This is a genomic window from Leucobacter musarum subsp. musarum, from assembly GCF_001273845.1.
In the GTDB taxonomy this organism is placed as follows: Bacteria; Actinomycetota; Actinomycetes; order Actinomycetales; family Microbacteriaceae; genus Leucobacter; species Leucobacter musarum.
The window spans coordinates 109,751-130,910 of sequence record NZ_JHBW01000086.1 but is presented as its reverse complement, the minus strand read 5'-3'; the positions used below and the strand labels follow the sequence as shown (position 1 = coordinate 130,910).

The 21,160-nt window shown below is 66.6% G+C and carries 18 protein-coding genes; 6 read left to right on the top strand and 12 right to left on the bottom strand.

The window, feature by feature from the left end:
• Positions 1 to 19 precede the first annotated feature (19 nt).
• Complete coding sequence (locus CH42_RS08880; RefSeq protein ID WP_239684000.1) at positions 20 to 907, bottom strand: GGDEF domain-containing protein; 888 nt, start codon at positions 905 to 907, stop codon at positions 20 to 22.
• A gap of 294 nt (positions 908 to 1,201) precedes the next feature.
• Between CH42_RS08880 and CH42_RS08875 the strand changes: the two genes are divergently transcribed.
• Positions 1,202 to 1,831, top strand: a complete 630-nt coding sequence (locus CH42_RS08875) for a TetR/AcrR family transcriptional regulator (protein WP_053352838.1) — start codon at positions 1,202 to 1,204, stop codon at positions 1,829 to 1,831.
• 55 nt (positions 1,832 to 1,886) lie between these two features.
• Here CH42_RS08875 and CH42_RS08870 read toward each other — a convergent pair whose 3' ends face one another.
• Positions 1,887 to 4,448 carry an ATP-dependent helicase gene (locus tag CH42_RS08870; RefSeq protein WP_053352837.1) on the bottom strand — a complete coding sequence of 854 codons (2,562 nt, stop codon included), beginning with the start codon at positions 4,446 to 4,448 and terminating at the stop codon, positions 1,887 to 1,889.
• A 91-nt stretch (positions 4,449 to 4,539) separates the two neighbouring features.
• Between CH42_RS08870 and CH42_RS08865 the strand changes: the two genes are divergently transcribed.
• Both CH42_RS08865 and CH42_RS08860 read left to right on the top strand, forming a co-directional pair.
• Positions 4,540 to 5,550: an asparaginase gene (locus CH42_RS08865; RefSeq protein WP_075205311.1), complete on the top strand. Its 1,011-nt coding sequence runs from the start codon at positions 4,540 to 4,542 to the stop codon at positions 5,548 to 5,550.
• On the top strand, positions 5,547 to 6,839 hold the full coding sequence (locus CH42_RS08860) for an acyltransferase family protein (RefSeq protein ID WP_053352836.1): 1,293 nt from the start codon (positions 5,547 to 5,549) through the stop codon (positions 6,837 to 6,839). The genes CH42_RS08865 and CH42_RS08860 overlap by 4 nt, the downstream gene beginning before the upstream one ends.
• On the opposite strand, the gene CH42_RS08855 is transcribed toward CH42_RS08860, so the two are convergent.
• Positions 6,817 to 7,851: a glycerophosphodiester phosphodiesterase family protein gene (locus tag CH42_RS08855; RefSeq protein WP_053352835.1), complete on the bottom strand. Its 1,035-nt coding sequence runs from the start codon at positions 7,849 to 7,851 to the stop codon at positions 6,817 to 6,819. The two genes, CH42_RS08860 and CH42_RS08855, sit on opposite strands and share 23 nt — an antisense overlap.
• Positions 7,852 to 7,973: 122 nt before the next feature.
• Between CH42_RS08855 and CH42_RS08850 the strand changes: the two genes are divergently transcribed.
• Positions 7,974 to 8,816: a Bax inhibitor-1/YccA family protein gene (locus CH42_RS08850; protein WP_053352834.1), complete on the top strand. Its 843-nt coding sequence runs from the start codon at positions 7,974 to 7,976 to the stop codon at positions 8,814 to 8,816.
• A 317-nt stretch (positions 8,817 to 9,133) separates the two neighbouring features.
• Here CH42_RS08850 and guaA read toward each other — a convergent pair whose 3' ends face one another.
• The 8 genes from guaA to groES form a co-directional block, all read right to left on the bottom strand.
• The gene (gene guaA / locus CH42_RS08845) at positions 9,134 to 10,720 is read right to left on the bottom strand and encodes a glutamine-hydrolyzing GMP synthase (protein ID WP_053352833.1); all 1,587 of its coding nucleotides are present in this window, start codon (positions 10,718 to 10,720) and stop codon (positions 9,134 to 9,136) included.
• A gap of 19 nt (positions 10,721 to 10,739) precedes the next feature.
• On the bottom strand, positions 10,740 to 11,237 hold the full coding sequence (locus CH42_RS08840) for a DUF3817 domain-containing protein (RefSeq protein ID WP_053352832.1): 498 nt from the start codon (positions 11,235 to 11,237) through the stop codon (positions 10,740 to 10,742).
• 55 nt (positions 11,238 to 11,292) lie between these two features.
• On the bottom strand, positions 11,293 to 12,153 hold the full coding sequence (locus tag CH42_RS08835; RefSeq protein WP_239683999.1) for an SURF1 family protein: 861 nt from the start codon (positions 12,151 to 12,153) through the stop codon (positions 11,293 to 11,295).
• A 9-nt stretch (positions 12,154 to 12,162) separates the two neighbouring features.
• Complete coding sequence (locus CH42_RS08830; protein ID WP_053352831.1) at positions 12,163 to 13,284, bottom strand: GuaB3 family IMP dehydrogenase-related protein; 1,122 nt, start codon at positions 13,282 to 13,284, stop codon at positions 12,163 to 12,165.
• A gap of 115 nt (positions 13,285 to 13,399) precedes the next feature.
• Positions 13,400 to 15,493, bottom strand: a complete 2,094-nt coding sequence (locus CH42_RS08825; protein ID WP_156322524.1) for a sunset domain-containing protein — start codon at positions 15,491 to 15,493, stop codon at positions 13,400 to 13,402.
• A 160-nt stretch (positions 15,494 to 15,653) separates the two neighbouring features.
• Positions 15,654 to 17,156 carry an IMP dehydrogenase gene (gene guaB, locus CH42_RS08820; protein ID WP_053352829.1) on the bottom strand — a complete coding sequence of 501 codons (1,503 nt, stop codon included), beginning with the start codon at positions 17,154 to 17,156 and terminating at the stop codon, positions 15,654 to 15,656.
• 73 nt (positions 17,157 to 17,229) lie between these two features.
• Positions 17,230 to 18,153, bottom strand: a complete 924-nt coding sequence (rarD, locus tag CH42_RS08815; RefSeq protein WP_053352828.1) for an EamA family transporter RarD — start codon at positions 18,151 to 18,153, stop codon at positions 17,230 to 17,232.
• Between the two features lie 92 nt (positions 18,154 to 18,245).
• Positions 18,246 to 18,542, bottom strand: coding sequence for a co-chaperone GroES (groES, locus tag CH42_RS08810; protein ID WP_053352827.1), 297 nt, complete (start codon positions 18,540 to 18,542; stop codon positions 18,246 to 18,248).
• Positions 18,543 to 18,759: 217 nt separating this feature from the next.
• Here groES and CH42_RS08805 point away from each other — a divergent pair, with 217 nt between their 5' ends.
• Positions 18,760 to 19,233: a DUF4190 domain-containing protein gene (locus CH42_RS08805; RefSeq protein WP_053352826.1), complete on the top strand. Its 474-nt coding sequence runs from the start codon at positions 18,760 to 18,762 to the stop codon at positions 19,231 to 19,233.
• Between the two features lie 5 nt (positions 19,234 to 19,238).
• Entirely contained in the window at positions 19,239 to 20,513 is a 1,275-nt protein-coding gene (locus CH42_RS08800; RefSeq protein ID WP_162231082.1) for a THUMP-like domain-containing protein, read from the top strand.
• Positions 20,514 to 20,595: 82 nt separating this feature from the next.
• Here the strand turns inward: CH42_RS08800 and CH42_RS08795 are convergent, their stop codons facing one another.
• Positions 20,596 to 21,060 (bottom strand): DUF4190 domain-containing protein, encoded by a 465-nt coding sequence (locus CH42_RS08795; RefSeq protein ID WP_053352825.1) that lies wholly within the window; start codon positions 21,058 to 21,060, stop codon positions 20,596 to 20,598.
• Between the last annotated feature and the right edge of the window lie 100 nt (positions 21,061 to 21,160).

Genomic DNA, 21,160 nt, shown 5'->3' with positions numbered 1-21,160 from the left:
ATCGGGGGTCAACCGGCGTCTATCCATAATGCGCCTGCCGCTTCTCGCGCTTCTGCTCGTAGAGCGCCGCGTCCGCGCGCCGCCACAGCGACGCGGTGTCGTCCCCGACTTGGAGCTCCGCAACTCCCCATGACCAGGAATGAGGCGATACCGTGAGCAGCCGTTCGGCAATGCCTGCCGCCGTCGCCGCATCGGTCGCCGGGAGCAGCAGGGCGAATTCATCTCCCCCGATGCGCCCGATGACATCCCCGACGCGTACTTCCTCGAACCAGACGCCGATCGTCGTTTCGAGCGCCACATCCCCCGCCGCATGGCCGTGGGTGTCGTTCAACGACTTGAAATCGTCGAAGTCGATCGCCACGAGACTCAGCGGTGCACGCGCCCGTTCGATGCGATGGGCGGCACGCTCCTGGAATCGTGCACGCGTCAATGCCCCCGTCAGCGGATCCGCCGACTCGATGCGCACCTCTCTGCGCCAGAGATACAGCCCCGCGCCGTAGCAAAAGATGAGCCCTAGGAGCGCGTGCACGGCAACGGGTGCCCCGATGCTGCCGTTCGCGCCAAACAACGGGTTTGAGAACATGACGATGGCGAAGCCGACGAGCCCGAGCAGGGCAAGCGGCACGGCGACCTTCGGCCGCACGAACCACCCGAGATAGAACGCGACGATCGGAAACTGCTGCACCGAGGAAATCACCGATTGCGGATCGTCGCGCAGGCTCAGGAAGTAGCCCTGAGCGACGAAGAACACGCACACCGCAACCACACCGATCCACCGCGGAATTCGTGCACCCGAGAGCAGCGCGCCGATGCCGCCGGCGAGACTCACAACGAGCAGGGTCCAGATGAACCATCGATGCGCCATGTAGTGGTGAAAGAGCAGATCGACCACGAGCGTCAAGCTCATGAGTAACGCCGCAAACGAGACATACCACGAGTGCGCATTCTGCCTCTGCACGAGCATGCGGAACCAGGACACGGGTCGCCCCTCCTCTGTGACGTTGTTGCAAACCCCCCGATTTCCCCAACTGTCAGACCCACAGGCTACACAATGATGGGGTGAATATCCTCCGCGGTCCTTAAATTACCGACGGGATCGTTCCCGTTTTCTCAGAGATCGTGATTACACTCGATCGCACTGCGTCGCCGCCCCTCCCACTCCGGGGAGTCGCTCGAGTCGGCGCAGCGGGAGAGCAATCACGTGAGCATCATCGAGGCCGCCCCACCCGAGGGGCTGCGCGCCCGCAAGCGCCGCCGTACCGAAAACGCGATCGAGTCTTCGGCGGTCGCGCTCGCCCTCGAACTCGGCGTCGAGAATGTCACCGTCGACGCGATTTGCGAGCGGGCCGATATCTCGCGGAGCACGTTTTTCAACTACTTCCCCTCACGCGACGACGCGATTGTGGGCCGCGCGATCGAGATTCCCGAGGGTGACCTCGCGTTCTCCGTACTCGACAGCACGCCCGACAATCTTCCGCTCGGGCTCTTCCGCCTGCTCTTCGCGGCGATCGGGCATCGCAACATCAACGCCGAAGTGGCGCGTGATCGACTGCGACTCATGACGGAGCAACTCGAAGCGGGTCGCTTGACAATGGTGTCGCTGCTCGAATCGGGATATCAGCTCAACATTGTCGCGACGGCTTGGCTGCGCGCGCGACCCGAGCACGCCAAGCTCGATTCACCGGAACGCGAGTCGATGCTAGCGCTCGCGCTCGTGCACGGGGCGATGTCTGCGCAGATGGCGGTCTGGTCGGCGGGCAGCGGCGACACCGATGCCGATGAGAGCGATTTCATGAGCGTTGCTGAGGAGTATCGCAAGCTGCTCGGCTAACGGATCTCGATCCCGAAGCGACCTCGCACCGGCATTCAGAACGAGGTCGCAGCGTTTACTCGTCGACCTTTTCGATCGGAGCAAGCTTCACCAGCAGTTTGCGCTCGCCGACGGAGTCGAAGACGACGTGTGCGATGCGTTTCGAACCGATGCCAGAGATTCCGGTGACCCGGCCGACCCCATACTCTTCGTGCTGAATGCGATCTCCCGATGCCAGTTCGAGGTCTCCATTGTCGCGCACCGCTCCCCCGACGAGGTTCGGGAACCCGCCACCGGCCGCCTGCGCTTCTTTCGCGAGACGCTTCCGTTCGCGCCACTTGTCGAGGGCCGACTGCATGTTGCCGCTGGCCGGTTCGCTGACCGCAGCAGCACCGGAGCCGCTGCCGCTGCCGGCCCCGGCGAACGACACCGACGAATCGGTGCGAGTGCGCGATGACCAGGAAGCGGTCGAACTGCGCGGAGCGTTGAGCGCGCGCGAGGCGGTGCCGCCGCGACCCGTCACCTCGCCAGGCGACTGTCGCCAGTCGATGAGCCCCTCGGGAATCTCTTGCAGGAAGCGCGACGGCATCGCGACCGAGACGTCACCGAATGTCGCACGCGTCGAGGCGAGCGTGAGATACAGGCGTTCCCGGGCGCGAGTGATTCCGACGTACATCAACCGTCGCTCCTCACTGATACCGCCGACTTCGTCGACCGACATCTGATGGGGCAGCAGCCCCTCTTCGACGCCCGTGATGAACACCGCCTTGAATTCGAGCCCCTTCGCGGTGTGCATCGTCATGAGCGAGACCGTGCCGCTCGAATCATCGAGGTCGTCGGCCGCCGCCACCAGGCTCACTTCGGTGAGGAACGCGAGCAGGCCTGCTCCCGGCTGCTTTGCATCGAACTCTCGGGCCACCGCGACGAGTTCCTCGAGGTTCTCGGCCCGCGCATCGTCTTGCGGATCGCGCTTCGCCCGGAGCTTCTCGATCATCTCGGTCTCATCGAGGATCAGCTTCAGTAGGTCGCCGACCGGCGCCGGCACCGCTTCCTCACCGGCGACATCGGTTGCGCCCCCGCCCACGGCCATTCGAGCGGCTCGGGTCAGCAGATCGGCGAGCTGGCGCACAGCGCCCTTGATCTTCGGGCCAAGAGCCGAGACTTCATCTGCGCGCAGCATCGCTTCGTGGAACGACAGCCCGTGTGCCTCCTGGAAGTTCGCGAGGTGCGCCTCTGCCATCGCACCAATGCCACGTTTCGGTGCGCCGATGAGGCGCGACCAGGCGATCGGATCGTAGGGGTTCGCGATGCTCGTGAGGTACGACATCGCATCTTTCACTTCGGCGCGCTCGTAGAACTTCGTGCCGCCGAGCACGCGGTAGGGAATCGCCGAGCGGATGAGGAGCTCTTCAAGCGCACGCGTTTGCGAGTTCGTGCGGTAGAACACCGCGACGTCGCCGTAGGCGAGACCGCCCCGGTGCAGATTTTCGATTTCTTCAGCGACGAACCGCGCTTCGTCGTGCTGCGAGTACCCGGTGAACCCAACAATGCGCTCGCCGTCGCCCTCCGAGGTCCAGAGTCGCTTCTCCTGGCGATCGAAGTTGTTGCCGATGACCGCGTTCGCCGCCGACAGGATGTTCTGGGTGGACCGGTAGTTCTGCTCGAGCTTGACCACTTCGGCTCGGGCGAAGTCTCGCTCGAATTCGACGATGTTGCGAATGTCGGCACCGCGGAAGGCATAGATCGACTGGTCGGAGTCGCCGACCACGGTCAGGCTTGCGGCGGCGATGCGCCCGTCGGCGTCGAGCTCCCGATCGCGGGCGGGCGGCACCAGCCGCTCGACTTCTTCGGGCTCGATCGCCCGCGTGAGCTCACGAATGAGCGAATACTGCGCATGGTTGGTGTCTTGGTACTCATCGACGAGAATGTGCCGAAACCGTCGCTGATAGATCGCGGCGACATCAGGGTGCGCCCGGAACAGATGAACCGTCTGCCCGATCAGGTCGTCGAAGTCGAACGCGTTCGCCCGTCGCAGCTCTTGCTCGTACATCTTGAAGATCTCGACGAAGAGCCGCTCGCGCGGGTCGCTGTCGTTCATCGTGCTCGAGTAGCTATCGGCATCGGTGAGCTCGTTTTTCAGACGCGAGATCTTGGAGCCCGAATTGGCCGGCGTGAACCCATAGGTGTCGGCGTCGAGCTCTTTGATGATGCGCTTGAGTAGCGCGCGCGAGTCGGCGGAGTCGTAAATCGTGAAGCCCGACACGTAGCCGAAACGCTCGGCCTCGCGGCGCAGAATACGGACGCATGCTGAGTGGAACGTCGAGATCCACATGCCCTGCGACGCATCGCCGAGCAGCCCCTCGATGCGTTCGCGCATCTCGGCAGCGGCTTTGTTGGTGAAGGTGATCGCGAGGATCTGGCTGGGCCAGGCCTCCTTCTCGCGAATCAAGTGGGCGATGCGGTGCGTCAGCACGCGGGTCTTGCCCGAACCAGCGCCGGCGACGATCAGCAGCGCAGGCCCGCGCGCGATCACCGCACGCGCCTGAGCCGGGTTCAGGCCGTCGACCAACGGGTCAGAGCCGCCTGCGTTGCCGCCGATCGGAATGCCCGAGGGGTCCAGAAGTTCGAATTCGCTCATCGTACGGATCAGTCTACGAGCAGCCCCCGACATTCGGCCGCGTGCGGCGCGATGCACGCTCGACCCCTCGCGATCCCGCACAATAGAAGGCATGTCTGTTTCCGCGCGCCCCTCCGTGCTCGTCTTCGCCACCGGCGGCACGATCGGCATGCGCAGTACCGACGGCGGGCTCGCCCCCGATCCCGATTTCGCCGATGTGCTCGAAGACCTCGTCGATCGCATCTGCGCCCCGTTGGGCATCGATCATCGGGTCAACCATCTCTCCCCCGCCATCGACAGCGCGAACGCCGACGCCGAAACCGCTCCGAAGATCGCCCGCGCCGTGCGCGCTCGCGTGCGCACACAGCGCCCGCGAGGCGTCGTCATCACGCACGGCACTGATACGCTCGCATACACCGCGGCGCGCCTCGCTTTCGAACTCGCCGACCTCGGCGTGCCCATCGTCATCACCGGCAGCCAGCTGCCGCACGGCGCTCCCGGTACCGATGCCGATGACAACCTGGCGCTTGCCATTCGCGCTGCCGTCAAAGCGGCCCCCGGCTCACCCGCCGCGATCGCTTTCGGTGGCTCCCTGCTGCCGGCGGTGCGCACGACGAAGCATGACAGCGTCTCACTCACCGCGTTCCGGGCCGAGTTGCCGCTCGCAGCGCACAGCTCTGGCGTGCCGCCAGAGGCAGCCACTCCGCGCAGTGAGACCGCATCGGCTCCCGCGCGCGTCTTGTCGTTCCGCTTCGTGCCGGCCGTCACCGCCGACGATCTCCGCGCCGCCGTCGGCGGCGGCCCGCATGGCCTCGTACTCGAGTGCTACGGCAGCGGCAACGGGCCAATGTCGCGCCCCGGCATGCTCGGCACGCTGCGCGAGCTGTGCGCCGCGCTTCCGGTCGTCGCGGTCACCCAGTGCGTGACCGGAGGGGTCGATCTCGATCGCTACGCCGTCGGCCGCGAACTCGCCGCAGCCGGCGTCATCGACGGCGGCGACCTTACCGTCGAAGCCGCGACCGCGAAACTCGGGTACCTGCTCGACCGAGGGTTCTCGGGCGACGGGCTCCGTCGCTTGATGCACGCCAATCTGGTGGGCGAACGGGCGGATCACGAGTCGTGACTCGACCCGATGCGCGCCCGCGGCAGGTCATTGTTCCTGCCGATCGTGACCTGTCCATCGATGCGGCGCGTATCGGGAGCCTGCTGCTGGTCGTCCTGATCCATCTCTTGATGATCGGCGCCACCGTCGGAACGAACGGGGTGCAGCTCTCGCGACCGCTCGAGGCGCAGCCCTGGTTCTCGGCGGCCACTTGGGTGGGCCAGATCATGCCGCTCTTCTTTCTGCTCGGCGGGTTCACCGGGCTTCGTTCGTGGCGCAGCTCGCACGCCCGCGGGGCCACCGCGATGGCCTACGTGCGCGGACGCGTCGTGCGGCTCGCCCGCCCAGCGCTTCCGTTCTTCGTCTTCTGGCTCGTCGTGCTGCTCGCGGGCCGTGCCGCAGGCATCGATGCGGCACTGCTCGACGCCGTCGCCTCCGGTGCAGGAACGCCGATCTGGTTTCTCGCCGCGTTTCTGCTCGCGCAGTGCATCGTGCCGATCTTCGCCGCACTGCATGCGCGCTGGCGGTGGCAGACGCCGATCGCCCTTGCCATGTTGGCGATCGGCGTCGATGCGATCCGAATCGCCACCGGAATCGAGGCTTTCGGCTGGCTGAACTTTGCGTTCGTGTGGTGGTTCGTGCAGCAGCTCGGATTCGTGCTGCTCGACGGATCGACCGAGCGACTTCGCGCCCGGCCAGGTGGGGTGTGGCTGCTCGTTGCCATCGCTGCGGCCGCCTACGCCGCGCTGGGAGCCAGCGTCGCCGCGGGTTGGGACTCGGCAGATATGCTGCAGAATCTCAACCCGCCGACCGTTTCGCTGGTGTTCCTCGGCATCGCCCAGCTCGCGCTCTTCGAGGTGCTGCGACCCGTGCTGCGCTCCGTCATGCGGCTGCGCCCCGTGCAGGGGGTTGCGTACCTCATCGGAGCGCGTGCGATGACGGTGTACCTGTGGCATCTGCCCCTGATCATCGCGATCACCGGTCTCGGGCTGCTGTTGCCCGGCGGCGGGCCGACACCCGCGTCTCCGGTGTGGTGGGCGACTCGACCGATCGTCTACCTCGTCGTGGTCGCCGCCGTCATCGCCCTCGCCGTGCCACTCGCGCGGTTCGAACAGGTGCCCGCGGGTTATGCGTCACGGAAAGCGGGCGACGTCGCCGTGTGCATCGCCGCCCTCGCGGCCTTCGGCGGCGCGTTCTGGGTCACCGTCGATGCGCTCGGCCTCGCGACCGCAGCCACGGGCACCGCAGCACTCGCGCTCGCCGTGGTGCTGGTGCGCGGCAGACGCGTCACCCCACCGAGGTCTTCGTAACGCCGTCGCGGATCATCACGCCGAGATCCGGGTGATCCACGAAGATGCCGTCGACTCCCGAGGCCGCGATCATCGCGAACTCGGAATGCCAGTCGCCCCATTCGATGCGCCCCGCATCGGTCTGGAAGCGCGCGTTGAGCGAACGGTTCTCGGGTCGCAGCGTCCAGGTGAACACCCGAAGGCCGCGCGCATGAGCACGGTCGACGAGGTTGGTCGGCCCGATCGCCCGGCCCAGCACATCACGGCGCAGCAGGTTCTCTTTGGCCACACTGATGCCGTGCACGCGCGCCGCGAGCGCATCGAGACCGGCGTCACTGCGGTACCAGGCGTAGCTGCGCGGCGGTGCAGCGCCGACTGGCTCGTCTGCCGGTGACCCGAAGTGCTCAGCGAGAAAGACAAATGCGGCGCGTACGCCTGCCTCGCACAGGCGGTCGAGCACGCCGAGCTCGAATGATTCGATGACCAGGCGATCCGGCCGGTCGTCCCATCCGGTGGCAGCGAGCGCGGTGATGAGGAGCGCAGCGAGATCGATGCCGCGATCGGCATAGAAGCGCGCGTGCTTCACCTCGACCACGACCCCGATCTCACGATCGAGCGCTGCGCTCTGCGCATCGACCACCGCAAAGACGTCACTCAGGCGCAGGATCCCCTCCTGCCCATCGAACGCGGTGTTGTCGGGGCGCACACGCGGCATCCGCTCTCTGCTGCGCAGCGTTTCGAGCTCAGCCCAGGTGAAGTCTTCGGTGAACCAGCCCTCGAGCCGCTCGCCGTCCACCACCTTCGACGTGCGGCGGTCGGCGAACTCCGGGTGATCCGCCACGTCCGTCGTCCCAGAGATCTCATTCTCGTGCCGCACGACCAGCACTCCATCGCTCGTCGCAACGATGTCGGGCTCGACCAAATCAGCGCCGAGCTCGCACGCGAGACGGTAAGCGGAGAACGTATGCTCCGGGCGGTATCCAGATGCCCCGCGATGACCGATGACAAGTGGGCTGGGGCGTGAGCTGACCATGTGCCCAGCCTAGAGCTGCGGCGCTACGCCCTGGGTGAACGGCGTCCAAAAGTCACAGCGCATCCGAAGCGCTCACTCCGTAGACTGGGCGTGTCCCATACGCCTGGAAAGGATTCCGACGCATGAGCAATCCGGCTCTCAGTAACAACCCCGCACTCAACGGTAAGACACTTACCGCTGACGAGCTGCGCCGCATTTACGACCAGCCCGCTGCGCAGACGCAGCGCCCGGGTGTCGATACGCCCGCCACCGACGCCGGCTTCGGAGCGCAGCAGCCCCCCGTGGTCGCGCCCTCCGACAAGCCGATGACCTACGAGAACACGATCTCCAAGACCGTGCTGCTGTTCGTCATCGTGCTCGCATTCGGTGCGGTTGGCTGGTTCGTTCCGGCTCTCGCGCTCCCGGCCGCGATCATCGGCCTGGTGCTCGGCCTCGTAAACTCGTTCAAGAAGCAGCCCAGCGTGCCCCTCATCGTGCTGTACGCAGTGTTCCAGGGCGTCTTCCTCGGCGGCATCTCGGGCATCTTCGAATCGCAGTGGTCGGGCATCGTTTCGCAGGCGATCATCGGCACACTCGCTGTATTCGGTGTGACGCTGCTGCTCTTCCGCAGCGGCAAGGTGCGCACCAGCCCCAAGATGAACAAGATCTTCATGGTCGCGATCTTCGGGTACCTCGCATTCTCGGTCGTCAATGTCGTGCTCATGCTCACCGGCGTCAACCAGGATCCGTGGGGCATGCGCGGTGCAACGATCTTCGGTATTCCGCTGGGCGTCGTCATCGGCGGCCTCGCCGTGTTGCTGGCCGCTTACTCGCTGGTCATGGACTTCGAGCTGATCCAGAACGGCGTGCGCAACCGCGTGCCCGAGAAGTGGGCCTGGTCGGCGGCCTTCGGCCTCATGGTGACGCTGATCTGGCTGTACGTCGAGATCCTGCGCATCCTCGCGATTCTGCGCGGCAACAACTAGCGATTCGCAACGCACACAAACGGGCTCGGCGCTTCGGCGCCGGGCCCGTTTTCGTGCGTGCGGGCGGGAGCTCCGAACGCCGAATGCTCCCTTTCTCGCCGAACCCCTGCCATGTGCACGCGCACTTCAGAGGCGCTCGGCGAGAAAGGGAGCATTCGCGGGCCGGTGGTCGCTCTGACCACGCGTGGTTATCACCGGTGAAACGGGAAGAGCCCGGCCGAAGCCGGGCTCTCGCCTTCCCGCTCTACGAGCGGACCGAGACCGAGACGATCTCGGAGTGAGCGAGGATTGCCCAGAAATGGGCAATCCCTACACGCTCACTCCCACTCAATGGTTCCCGGCGGCTTCGACGTGACGTCGAGCACCACTCGGTTGACCTCCGGAACCTGGTTGGTGATGCGGTTCGAGATGCGAGCCAGCACGTCGTAGGGCACGCGGGTCCAGTCGGCGGTCATCGCGTCTTCCGACGAGACCGGGCGCAGCACGATCGGGTGACCGTACGTGCGGCCATCGCCCTGCACGCCCACGGAGCGCACGTCGGCGAGCAGCACGACCGGGCACTGCCAGATCGAGTTGTCGAGACCGGCGGCCGTCAGTTCGGCGCGAGCGATCGCGTCGGCCTCGCGCAGTACCTCGAGGCGCTCGCGGGTGACTTCACCGACGATGCGAATGCCGAGGCCGGGGCCGGGGAACGGCTGGCGACCGACGATCGCTTCGGGAATACCGAGCTCACGGCCGATCGCACGCACCTCGTCTTTAAAGAGGGCGCGCAACGGTTCGATCAGCTCGAAGTCGAGGTCTTCAGGCAGGCCGCCGACGTTGTGGTGAGACTTGATGTTCGCAGTGCCCGAGCCGCCGCCGGACTCAACGACATCGGGGTACAACGTGCCCTGCACGAGGAACTTGATGGGTTCGCCCTCGGCTTTGGCCTCAGCGACCAGGTCGCGCTGCACCTGCTCGAACGCGCGAATGAATTCGCGGCCGATGATCTTGCGCTTCTCTTCGGGGTCGGTGACGCCCGCGAGGTGACCCAGGAACGTGTCTGCGGCCTCCACCGTGATGAGGCGCACACCCGTCGACTCGACGTAGTCTTTCTCGACCTGCTCGCGCTCGCCCTTGCGCAGCAGCCCGTGATCGACGAACACCGCGGTGAGCTGGTCGCCGATCGCCTCGTGCACGAGCGCGGTCGAGACGGCCGAGTCGACGCCGCCCGACAGTGCGGAGATGACGCGTGCGTTGCCGACCTGCTTGCGGATGAGGTCGATCTGCTCGGCGATGACGTTGCCGGCGTTCCAGTCGGGCGCGATGCCGGCGACGTGGTGCAGGAAGTTCTCGAGGATCTTCTGGCCGTGATCCGAGTGCTTCACTTCAGGGTGCCACTGCACACCGTAGAGCTTGCGCTCGGCCGAACCGAAAGCAGCGACCGGGGTCACTGCGGTCTTCGCGAGCACCTCAAAGCCCTCGGGGGCCTCTTGCACGGCGTCGCCGTGGCTCATCCAGACGTTCTGCTCCGCCGGCTGGCCGCCGAGAATCGCGCCACCGTCGCCGACGAGCGTCGCATCGGTGGCGCCGTACTCGCGGTCGCCGGTGTTGCCGACGGTGCCGCCGAGTGCACGGGCCATCACCTGGAAGCCATAGCAGATGCCGAGCACGGGAACGCCAAGCTCGAAGACGCTGTCATCGAATGACGGTGCGCCCTCTTCGTAGACCGATGACGGCCCGCCCGAGAGCACGATGCCGAGCGGGTTGCGCGCCTGCACCTCTGCCGCGGTGATGGTGTGAGGTACGAGCTCCGAATACACTCCGGCCTCGCGCACGCGTCGCGCGATCAGCTGCGCGTACTGCGCACCGAAATCGACGACGAGTACGGGGCGGTGCCCCGGCTGTTCCGACTGAATCGTCATGTTCGCTCCAGTGAGCCTTTCAGGAAGTCGCGGACGAGGCCGCAGCGGATGAGGTCGAGGCGGGGCCGGCGGCCGAGTCGGTCGCGTTCCCGAGTGTTGCGAGAGTGCCGTTCACCTGGCGCACGATGCGCGCCTCGAGGAAGAACGACATGAACGGAATCACACCGCCGAGAGCGATGAGCAGGAACTTGCCGAAGCCCCAGCGCATCGGGCTCCACAGCAGGAAGTCGGAGATCAGGTACACGACGTAGAACCAGCCGTGGGCGATGAGAATCGCTTTGAACAGATCGAACCCGTTCGCCTGGAAGTCGGATTCGAGCCCCTCGGGAGCGAGTTCGTAGAAGTGCGCGAACCCGTCGGGGGTGAAGAGGAACAGCTGCACGTTGAACGCGTACTTCATCACCATGACTGCGCACAGCAGCAACAGCATGACGCCGGTGATCACCGAGGTGACCTTGTAGAAGCTCAGCGCTTTACGGATGCGCGGGAAATCGGCGGGCTTGGGCTGCAACTGCATGGGATCCATTCTACGGCGGGCCTCTGACACCGCTCGCACGACGTCGGAGGAGGGGTTAGGAGTCAGATTCGGCGTCTGCGCCGGCTTCGAGCAGCATGAGTTCGTGTTCCTTCTCCCACGCATCCCGCGCGAGGCGGTACCAGAAGAAGATGGCGAACCCGGCGAACACGACCCATTCGATCGCGTAGAAGACGTTCAACCAGTTGACGGTCTCGGCCGGCAGCGGCGCGACCGAATCGACAGGATCGAGGCCGGCTGCGTCGAGCAACGGCCGCGAGCCCGAGTCATCGTGCAGCACCAGATACCCCGAGTAGACGGGGCCGTCGACGACCTGCCACTGATTGGCGAGCGCGGCGGGCACCATGGTGTGCTGGGTCTGCGGATCTTCATCGCGATCAGGCACCTGCGGCCCCTCCGGCGGCATGTATCGCCCGGTGAGCGATGCGGTGGCAGCGAATGCGGGATCACCCGACAGTTCCTCGGCGATGCGGCGCGCGTCGTCGGCGCTGGGCGCCCACCCCACCGCGACCGACAGGCTCGCGCCTGCCTCGGCGTGCTCGCCGCTGGTGATGAGGTGCCCCACGACCCAGGCTCCGGTGCGGCCATCGTTATCGCGCGGCGACACCACTGAGAAGTCTTCGGGCGCGAATGCTCCGTCGAGTTGCACGACGACCCCGGCCCCCGCGTCGGTAACGCCCCGGTCGAACGACGTGACTTCCGACAGCGGGCGCACCGTCTCGGTATCCACCTGCTGCTGCGTCTGATTCTGCACGGCAACCCCCGCCTGCCACTGCGCGAGCGCGGCGAAAGCGACGGCGATGCCGAGCGCGAGCAGCAGTGCCAGGATCCAGCGCGGTCGCCACATGACCTGAGCGAGCGTCGGCTCGCCCAGGTACTCCGGCTTACTGCGTGCCAAAATGCTCGCTTAGCGCTCGGCGTATACGACGCCGACGCGCTGGAACTCCTTGAGCTCCGAGTAGCCGGTCGTCGCCATCGCCCGGCGCAGCGCGCCGACAAGGTTCGCGCTCCCATCGACGACGTGCGCGGGGCCGTTCACGATCTCGGCAAGGGGAGCCACTGGCTCGACCGCGACGCGCTTGCCGCGCGGAAGATCTTCGTGATGCGCTTCCTGCCCCCAGTGCCACCCGCGACCGGGAGCATCAGAGGCCTTTGCCAGTGCGGCACCGAGCATGACGGCGTCTGCGCCGCAGGCGATCGCCTTGATCAGGTCTCCCGACGTGCCGAGGCCGCCGTCGGCGATGACGTGCACATACCGGCCACCCGACTCATCGAGGTAATCGGAGCGAGCGCCCGCAACATCGGCGATCGCGCTTGCCATTGGAGCGCGAATACCCAGCGTGGCGCGCGTCGTAGACGAGGCTCCCCCGCCGAACCCGACGAGCACGCCCGCGGCTCCGGTGCGCATGAGGTGCAGTGCTGACTGATAGGTCGCTGCGCCGCCGACGATGACCGGTACATCGAGTTCGTAGATGAATTCTTTGAGGTTGAGCGGTTCGCGCCCCTCTTCGGAGACGTGCTCCGCAGACACCGTGTTGCCGCGGATCACGAACAGGTCGACACCAGCCTTGACGACGGTATCGGTGAACTCGGCGGTGCGATGCGGCGACAGCGCACCGGCGACCGTGACGCCGGCTTCGCGAATCTCGCTCAGTCGTGCCGTGATGAGCTCGGGCTGGATCGGCGCGGCGTACAGTTCGCGCATACGTGCGATGGCGGCGCGCTCGTCAGTGATCTGCGCCAGTTCCTCGAGCAGCGGCTCGGGGTTCTCGTGACGCGTCCACAAGCCCTCGAGGTTGAGCACCCCGAGGCCGCCGAGCTCACCGAGCGCGATGGCCGCGGCCGGCGACATGACGGAGTCCATGGGTGCGCCAAGCACCGGAATGTCGAAGTGGAACGCGTCGATCGACCAGGAGGTCGAGACGAGTTCAGGATCGCGCGTGCGCCGCGTGGGCACGATGCCGATCTCATCGAAGGTGTACACGCGGCGTGCACGCTTGCCGCGCCCGATCTCGATCTCGTTGCTCACCCGACCAGTCTATCTGGAGCGGACTGAACGCGCCGAGCGCGGCAGGGTATCCAGGGGGTACCGAACTGACCGCAGGCTCGAATCGATGGCGACCCGAGCCCGAGGCCCGCCCGGCTCAGCGCATCGACGCGCGGTACCCGGCTTGTTCGGCAGCCCACCTGGTCGCGAAGCACTCCTCGGGCTTTGTCCGCGAGTAGTACGCCCCGCCCGGCACGTGGTAGATCCACGAACTGGCGTTGCCCTTGATCGGCGCCCAGGCCGGGCAATCCCAGCCGTACGGGGTCGTGCGGCTGGGATAGCTCACGACGCGCGTCGGGCCGGTCGAACGCGCGGTCGAGACGTAGCCACTCTTCGATCCGGCGACGTACAGCGTGATGGTGTGGCCGACATCGGCCGCACCCACCCAGTAGCTCGTGCCCGTGGCACCGGGCACGGCCGTGCCACTGCGATACCACTGGTAGCGCAGCGTGGTGCCGGCCGTCCACGAGCCCGCCGAGCCCGAGAGCTTCGACCCCACCGTGGCGCTCCCCGAAATGCGCGGGTTCCCGGCTTTCAGTACCTTGGGCACCCGTTTCACGGCCGAGGTGCGGCTCGCGGTCTGGTACCCCGATTTCGTGCCGGTCACCCGCACCGAAAGGGTCTTCCCAGCGTCGACAGAGGCGACGCGGTAGCTCGCTCCCGTCGCGCCCCGAATGGCAGAGCCGTCGCGCAGCCACTGATAGGAGTATTTCGGCGAGACCGGCTTCCACGAGCCCGTCTGCGCACTCACGGTCGACCCCACCTGAGCGGTGCCGACCAGCTTCGGGGTGACGGGAGCGAGCAGGCGCAGCACGGACTTCGCCGCGGAGGTGGTGCTGGCGTTGCGGTAGCCGGCAAGTGACCCGGTGACGGCGACCGTGACCCGGGCCCCGCCATCGGCCGCGACGAGCGTGTACGACGATTTCGTGGCGCCGCGGATCGCAGCACCGTTGCGCTTCCACTGGTAGGTGAGCTTAGCCCCGGTGGTCCAGGTGCCCGCGCTCGCTTGCAGCTTCTTTCCGACGACCGCGGTGCCCGTGATCTTCGGGGTCGCGGTGCGGAGTGCGGCCGCAACGACAACTTTCGAGGCTGCCGAGGTGCGTGAGACGTCAGAGTACCCCGCCAGTCGCCCGGTGACGGTCACCGAGATGGCACGATTCACGTCACCCGCAACCAGCCGGTAGCGGTTCTGCGTCGCCCCCGGAATCGCTGCTCCGTTGCGCTTCCACTGGTAGCTCAGTGTCGAACCCGACGCCCATCCCGATGTCTTCGCGGTGAGGTCTTGCGCCATCTGCGGGGGGCCGCTGATCGCGACCTGACCCGCCTGCGTCTGGCCCACCCTGATCGCGCGCTCTGGCGAGGTCGACACTGCGGTGACGGGAGTATCGATCCCCGGAATTGTGCGCGTCGCCGTGGCGCGCACGCTGATCTTCGCCTGAGCGTCCGCCGCCGTCAGGGTGTACGTTGCCGCGGTCGCATTCGGGATCGCCTCGCCGCCCCGGAGCCACTGCAGTGTGACGTTCGGCGCCTGCGGCACGCTCGGCGCCCAGGTGCCTGAGGTCGCCTGCAGGGTCGAGCCTACCGCGAAGGTACCTGACACGGTCGGCGCGGCGGTGGCGCGCAGCATTTCGGGCAGCGCCATGAGCGTTCCGGTGAGCAGCGGGTCAGGGCCCGTCAGGGTCCAGATCCCGACTCGGTCGCTGCCGTCGAACGTCACCGACGCCGTCCACGTGAGTTCGCCGGTCTCTCCCGTCAACCGCTGCCACCCCGCGACCGACTTCACCGCAGTGCCGTTGCGCAGTTCACTGAATGGTTCACGATCGGCTGCGGGATCACCCGGCGCATAGGTGATCTGCACGGCGACGGTGACCGCGGCGTCCCCGAGTTCGATGTTGGCCGGCGACAACGACACACCCGGTGCAGCGAATTCGGCCTCGGGCGCTGACTCGGTCGACGGAGCCGGATCTGCAGGAGCCGCATCTTCTGGAATCGCCCCCTCGACCGGGGCGTCGAGCGCTTCGGTGATCGGTGCGGTGGTCGCTGGCTCCGCATCGCTCACCGCGTGCGCCGGCGCCGGAACTCCGATCGCCGACACGGCAAGACCGGTGACGAGCGCACACGCGAGCATCGCGCCGCTCCATCGACGCCACGCGAATCTGAACGTCGGATGCGTTTCCTGAGAAAAAGCCATGAGCGCGAGCCTAGTGATGCGGACGCCACTGCAGCAGTGCCGAGTCGGAACTTCACCCGCCGGTTCACCCTCGGCGCGGTGCCACTACGCCTGTCGGTGATCCGGCCGGATACACCGCGGGCCCGGATCGAATCCGATCCGGGCCCGCGGTGCGTACGGCTTAGCGCTTGTAGTTCGGCGCCTCGACGACCATCTGCACGTCGTGCGGGTGCGACTCCTTGAGCCCCGCTGCGGTGATGCGCACGAAGTTGCCGCGCTCCTTGAGATCGACGATGGTGCGCGCACCCACGTAGAACATCGACTGCCGCAGGCCACCGATCATCTGATGGCTGACGGCGCCCACCGGGCCGCGGTAAGGCACCTGGCCCTCGATGCCCTCGGGAATCAGCTTCTCGTCGCTCGGCACGTCGGCCTGGAAGTAGCGGTCTTTGGAGTACGAAGTGCGCTCGCCGCGCGTCTGCAGCGCGCCGAGCGATCCCATGCCGCGGTAGTTCTTGAACTGCTTGCCCCCGACGAATACCAGGTCGCCAGGGCTCTCATCGGTGCCCGCGAGCAGGGAACCCATCATCACCGATGATGCGCCCGCAACGAGTGCCTTCGCAATGTCGCCGGAATACTGCAGCCCGCCATCGGCGATGACCGGCACACCGGCCGGCGTCGCAGCCTTCGCCGCCTCATAGACCGCGGTCACCTGGGGCACGCCCACGCCCGCGATGACGCGCGTGGTGCAGATGGAGCCGGGTCCGACGCCCACCTTCACCGCGTCGGCGCCGGCGTCGACAATCGCCTTGGCGCCCGAGTAGGTCGCGACGTTGCCGCCGATCACGTCGACCGCGGCGAACGCCGGGTCGGCCTTGATCTTGGCGATGATGTCGAGCACGCCCTTGCTGTCACCGTTCGCGGTGTCGACGACGAGCACGTCGACCCCCGCATCGACCAGTGCGCCCGCGCGCTTCCACGCATCGCCGAAGAAGCCGACGGCCGCGCCGACGCGAAGTCGACCCGCCTCGTCTTTGGTCGCGAGCGGGTACTGCTCTTCTTTGTCGAAGTCTTTGACCGTGATGAGCCCGGTGAGTCGCCCCTCGCCGTCGACCAGGGGCAGCTTCTCGATCTTGTGCTGCCGGAAGATCGCTGCCGCGTCTTCGCGCGAGATGCCACGCGGGCCGGTGATCAGCGGCATCTTCGTCATGGCGTCGGCCACCCGCACCTGCGAGCGATCCTTCGGGTCGATGAATCGCATGTCGCGGTTCGTAATGATGCCGAGCAGCACATCGTTCGAATCGACGACGGGCAGCCCCGAGACGCGGTACTCGCCGCACAGCGCGTCGACCTCGGCCACCGTCGCGTCGACCGACGTCGTCACGGGGTTCGTGATCATGCCGGCTTCACTGCGCTTCACCCGGTCGACCATCTCGGCCTGATCCTGAATCGAGAGGTTGCGGTGCAGAATGCCGAGGCCGCCGTTGCGCGCCATGGCCACCGCCATGCGGGTTTCGGTGACCGTGTCCATCGCCGCAGAGATCAGCGGGATGTTCAGGCGGATGCGCCGCGTGAGCTGAGTGGACGTATCCGCCTCGCTCGGGATGACGTCGGTGTGCGCCGGCAACAGCAGCACATCGTCGTAGGTCAGGCCGGTGAACGCGAAGGGGTCACGCTGTTCCATGGAACCTCTATCTATCTGGGAGTGGGTCTGTCAGAGATTCGCGGGTCGCCGGATGCGGCACCCGTGCTGCATCTCAGTCTAAAGGTATGGGGGCGGTGGTCACCTGCGCCGACGGCGAACGGCGCAGTGTGCGCACCATGTCGATGATGAGGATCACGAGCGCGATCCATACTCCGATGAAGCCGATCCAACGACCGACCGTAATCTCCTCATGCGTCACGAACGTGCCGTAGAGGAAACTGAGGATCGGTGTGAGGAACTGCAGGAATCCGATGTACGACAGCGGCAACCGCCGCGTGGCCTCGCCGAATAGAATCAACGGCACTGCGGTCGCGATGCCGCTGAGCAGCACGAGCACGGTGATATCCGCACCGAACGAGAATGCGGTGATCCCTGTCGTCGCGGCGATGATGGCGAGCTGCACGGCGGCGATCGGCAGCGTGGCGATCGTCTCGACCGTGAGGCCGGTGATGCCGTTGACCGACTCCCCCGCGTGCTTGTGCACCGCACCGTACAGACCGAACGAGAGCGCGATACCGAGCGCGATCCACGGGAACGATCCGTACGCGATCGCGGCGATGAGCACCCCGACGCCGGCGATGCCCACGGCGACCCATTGCAAGCGAGTCAGGCGTTCTTTGCGCACGATGACGCCGATGAGGATCGTGAAGAGAGGGTTGATGAAGTAGCCAAGTGCCGTCTCGAGCACGTGCCCGGTCATGACGCCAATGACGAAAATCTGCCAGTTCGCATACAAGAACAGCGCGGAGAGGGCGAACCAGCCGAGCAGACGCGGGGTGCGCAGGATCGTCAGTACCTGAGCCCACTTGCGCGTCGCGGTGACGAGCAGCGCGCAGAAGATCAACGAGGTGGCGACGCGCCACGGCACCACTTCGAACGGACCGACCATCGCGATGAGGCCGAAGTAGAACGGGAATGCGCCCCACCAGAGGTACGCGCCGAGTCCGAATCCGAGCCCTGCACGCGTCTGCCCCATCGAATCAGTCTACGACCGCCGACGCCGCATACACGACAGCGGCCCCGACGATCCGTCCGGATCATCGGGGCCGCTGCGCGAAAACGCGATATTTAGCGCGTGACGACCGCGAGAATGTCGCGAGCCGAGAGCACGAGGTAGTCGTCGCCGCCGACCTTGACCTCGGTGCCGCCGAACTTCGAGTAGATCACGACGTCACCCACGGTGACGTCGAGCGGAATGCGGGTGCCTGCGTCAGAAACGCGGCCCGGGCCCACTGCGACGACCTCGCCCTCCTGGGGCTTCTCCTTGGCGCTATCGGGAATGACGAGACCGGAAGCGGTGGTCTGCTCTGCCTCGACCTGCTTGATAACGATTCGATCTTCGAGCGGCTTGATGGCGACCGACACGGTTGACCTCTTTCCAATGTCTGAAAGTGAGTTCGCGCTCACCCCATGCGAGCGCGTCTAGGTCCGAGTCTATGGCTCCGGTTGGCACTCGTGCAAGGGGAGTGCCAACCGTGTCAGCCAGGATCGCCGACAGCGAACGCCGCGCTTACAATGTGGAGTAAGCCCGCGATGGCGCCTCGACGGGTCCGTCGCACCGAATCGTTCTGGAGGAGCCGCAATGTCCACACCCCAGTACCCGGAGCAGCCGACGACCCCGCTCCCCGATCTCGCCCAGTCTGCCGCGCCGACGCAGTCGTTCCCGCAGGCCCCCGCAGCTCCCGCCCCTGCTGGCGCAGCGGCGCCATACGGAGCGCCGACGGGGTATGCCGCACAGCCCTACCGACAGCCCGTGCCCGCCTCGACGGCGACCACCCTCGCGCAGACGAACACCTTCGCGCTGCTCGCGATCATCCTCGCGTTCATCGCTCCGGTCGCCGCAATCGTGTTCGGCCACATGGGCCTGAGCCAGATCAAGCGCACGGGCGACGCCGGCCGCGGCATCGCACTCACCGGGCTCATTATCGGCTACGCCTACTTCGTGCTCGTCGCCCTCTTCGTCGTGCTGTACGTCGGCTTCGTGATCACGATGATCGCGTCGCTCGGAGCCGCGTTCTCAGGGTTCGACTCGGGGTACGACCCCTACAGCTACTGAGCCGCATGCACGCATCGGCTCATGAGCCGCACCGGCCCCGGGATCCGCTCCCGGGGCCGACTGCTGCCACCGCCCTGCCGGGCTGGGACGCTCTGCTGACCCCGGACGGCCTCGAAGCGCTCGCGCTGGTCGGAAACGCCCTCGAGGCCGGGGAAACCGCGGATTCGCTCAACCGTCGTCTGCGCGCCGCAGGGTCTGCCCCCGAGTTGGTCGCCGCGGTCCTCACTCAGGGCGCACTGCAGCGCAAGGCGTCCGCGAAGTTCGGCGAGCTGTCGCGGTCCCTGCTCTTCACCCCTGCCGCCCTCGAGCAGGCGAGCCGCATGGTTGTTGCTCGCGGCCACGCCGCCAGATTCCGCGACGCCGGGTGCACTCGGGTCGCAGATTTGGGGTGCGGGATCGGCACGGAGTCGATCGCGCTCCTCGAAGTAGGCATCTCGGCCATCGCCGTCGAACTCGATCCGTTCACCGCGCGGCTCGCCGCAGCGAACCTCGGGGTCGTCGCCCGCAGCACCGGGGCACCGGAACCCGAGGTGGTCTGCGGGGATGCGACGCAATTCTCTCTCGATCGCGCCGACGGCGCCTTTCTCGATCCGGCTCGTCGCACCGCCGGGCATCGCGACACCCGCCGCATCGCCTCCCCCGACGACTACTCGCCGTCCCTCGACTTCGCATTCGGCCTCGCAGACCGGTTGCCCGTCGGGGTGAAGCTGGGGCCGGGGCTCGACCGCGACCTCATTCCCGACGATGCCGAAGCGCAATGGGTCTCGGTCGACGGGCAGGTCGTCGAAACCGCGCTGTGGTTCGGCGGTGCGGCCCGCACCGGCGTGAAGCGTGCCGCGCTGCTGCATCGCGGTGCCGAGACCCACGAACTCACGGCCGCAGCGGATGCTCCCGACGCACCGGTGCGCACGCTCGGCTCCTACCTGCACGAACCCGATGGCGCGGTGATTCGCGCGCGCCTCATCGGAGCCGTCGCCGACGAGCTCGGTGCCGGGATGCTCAATGAGCACATCGCCTACCTGACCAGCGACACGCTCACGGCGTCTCCGTTCGTGCAGTCCTTCCGCGTGCTCGATACGTTGCCATCTCGCGAGAAGGATCTGCGGCGCGAGCTCGCGGCGCGCGGTATCGGTCGGCTCGAGATCAAGAAGCGCGGAGCCGACGTCGACCCGGCGCAGCTGCGCACACGGCTGAAACTCCGAGGCGATCGCAGCGCGACACTCGTACTGACCCGCGATGCGGCCGGCAAGCACATCACGCTGCTGACCGAACGCTGCTGACGGGCACTGCTGGCAGGCGTGCGCCGCAGACGCGAATGGCCCCGGAAGCCGAAGCTTCCGGGGCCATTCGCGGAGTCGCGGTTTAGTACGCCGACGAGTCGATGCTCGAGCACGAGACGGTCTGACCCGCGATCTCCACGGTGTCAGCTCCGTTCAGGCACTCCTGAGCGGCGCCCAGACCCAGGCTCAGTGCGACGAAGAACCCGATCGTCACGATCGCACCAATGATCAGTGCGAGCGCACCGGTGATGATGCCGGTCAGCGACAGCCCCTTGGACTGTCCCTTGCGGAGTGCCACGATCCCGAGGATGAGCGCGATGATGCCGCCCACGGCGCCAGCGATCGGCACCCACGAGAAGACGAGGCTCAGAATGCCCAGGATCAGCGCGGAGAGCGCCAGACCCTTCTTCTGCACCGGGGCTCCGGCGTAGGACGGCACTCCCGGAGCGACGGGCGCGGACGGAGCCGGCGGCACCGATGATGCACTCGGAGCGGCAGGCGGCACCGGTCCCGCAGCGGGTTCGTTGCCAGGCAGGTTGTCGGACATGATTCTCCTTCGATCAAGCATCGATGAGGCGTATTCCCCAATTCGCTCTTCAAAGATAACGCTCAGGTTCGACTGATGCACGCATTTCCTGCGGGCACGA

Bases quoted from the DNA above. Each gene is read 5' to 3' on its own strand.
- CH42_RS08880 (WP_239684000.1), bottom strand. From the start codon at position 907: ATGAGCTTGACGCTCGTGGTCGATCTGCTCTTTCACCACTACATGGCG.
- CH42_RS08870 (WP_053352837.1), bottom strand. From the start codon at position 4,448: ATGAGCGAATTCGAACTTCTGGACCCCTCGGGCATTCCGATCGGCGGC.
- CH42_RS08865 (WP_075205311.1), top strand. From the start codon at position 4,540: ATGTCTGTTTCCGCGCGCCCCTCCGTGCTCGTCTTCGCCACCGGCGGC.
- CH42_RS08855 (WP_053352835.1), bottom strand. From the start codon at position 7,851: ATGGTCAGCTCACGCCCCAGCCCACTTGTCATCGGTCATCGCGGGGCA.
- CH42_RS08850 (WP_053352834.1), top strand. From the start codon at position 7,974: ATGAGCAATCCGGCTCTCAGTAACAACCCCGCACTCAACGGTAAGACA.
- guaA (WP_053352833.1), bottom strand. From the start codon at position 10,720: ATGACGATTCAGTCGGAACAGCCGGGGCACCGCCCCGTACTCGTCGTC.
- CH42_RS08840 (WP_053352832.1), bottom strand. From the start codon at position 11,237: ATGCAGTTGCAGCCCAAGCCCGCCGATTTCCCGCGCATCCGTAAAGCG.
- CH42_RS08825 (WP_156322524.1), bottom strand. From the start codon at position 15,493: ATGGCTTTTTCTCAGGAAACGCATCCGACGTTCAGATTCGCGTGGCGT.
- guaB (WP_053352829.1), bottom strand. From the start codon at position 17,156: ATGGAACAGCGTGACCCCTTCGCGTTCACCGGCCTGACCTACGACGAT.
- rarD (WP_053352828.1), bottom strand. From the start codon at position 18,153: ATGGGGCAGACGCGTGCAGGGCTCGGATTCGGACTCGGCGCGTACCTC.
- CH42_RS08805 (WP_053352826.1), top strand. From the start codon at position 18,760: ATGTCCACACCCCAGTACCCGGAGCAGCCGACGACCCCGCTCCCCGAT.
- CH42_RS08800 (WP_162231082.1), top strand. From the start codon at position 19,239: ATGCACGCATCGGCTCATGAGCCGCACCGGCCCCGGGATCCGCTCCCG.
- CH42_RS08795 (WP_053352825.1), bottom strand. From the start codon at position 21,060: ATGTCCGACAACCTGCCTGGCAACGAACCCGCTGCGGGACCGGTGCCG.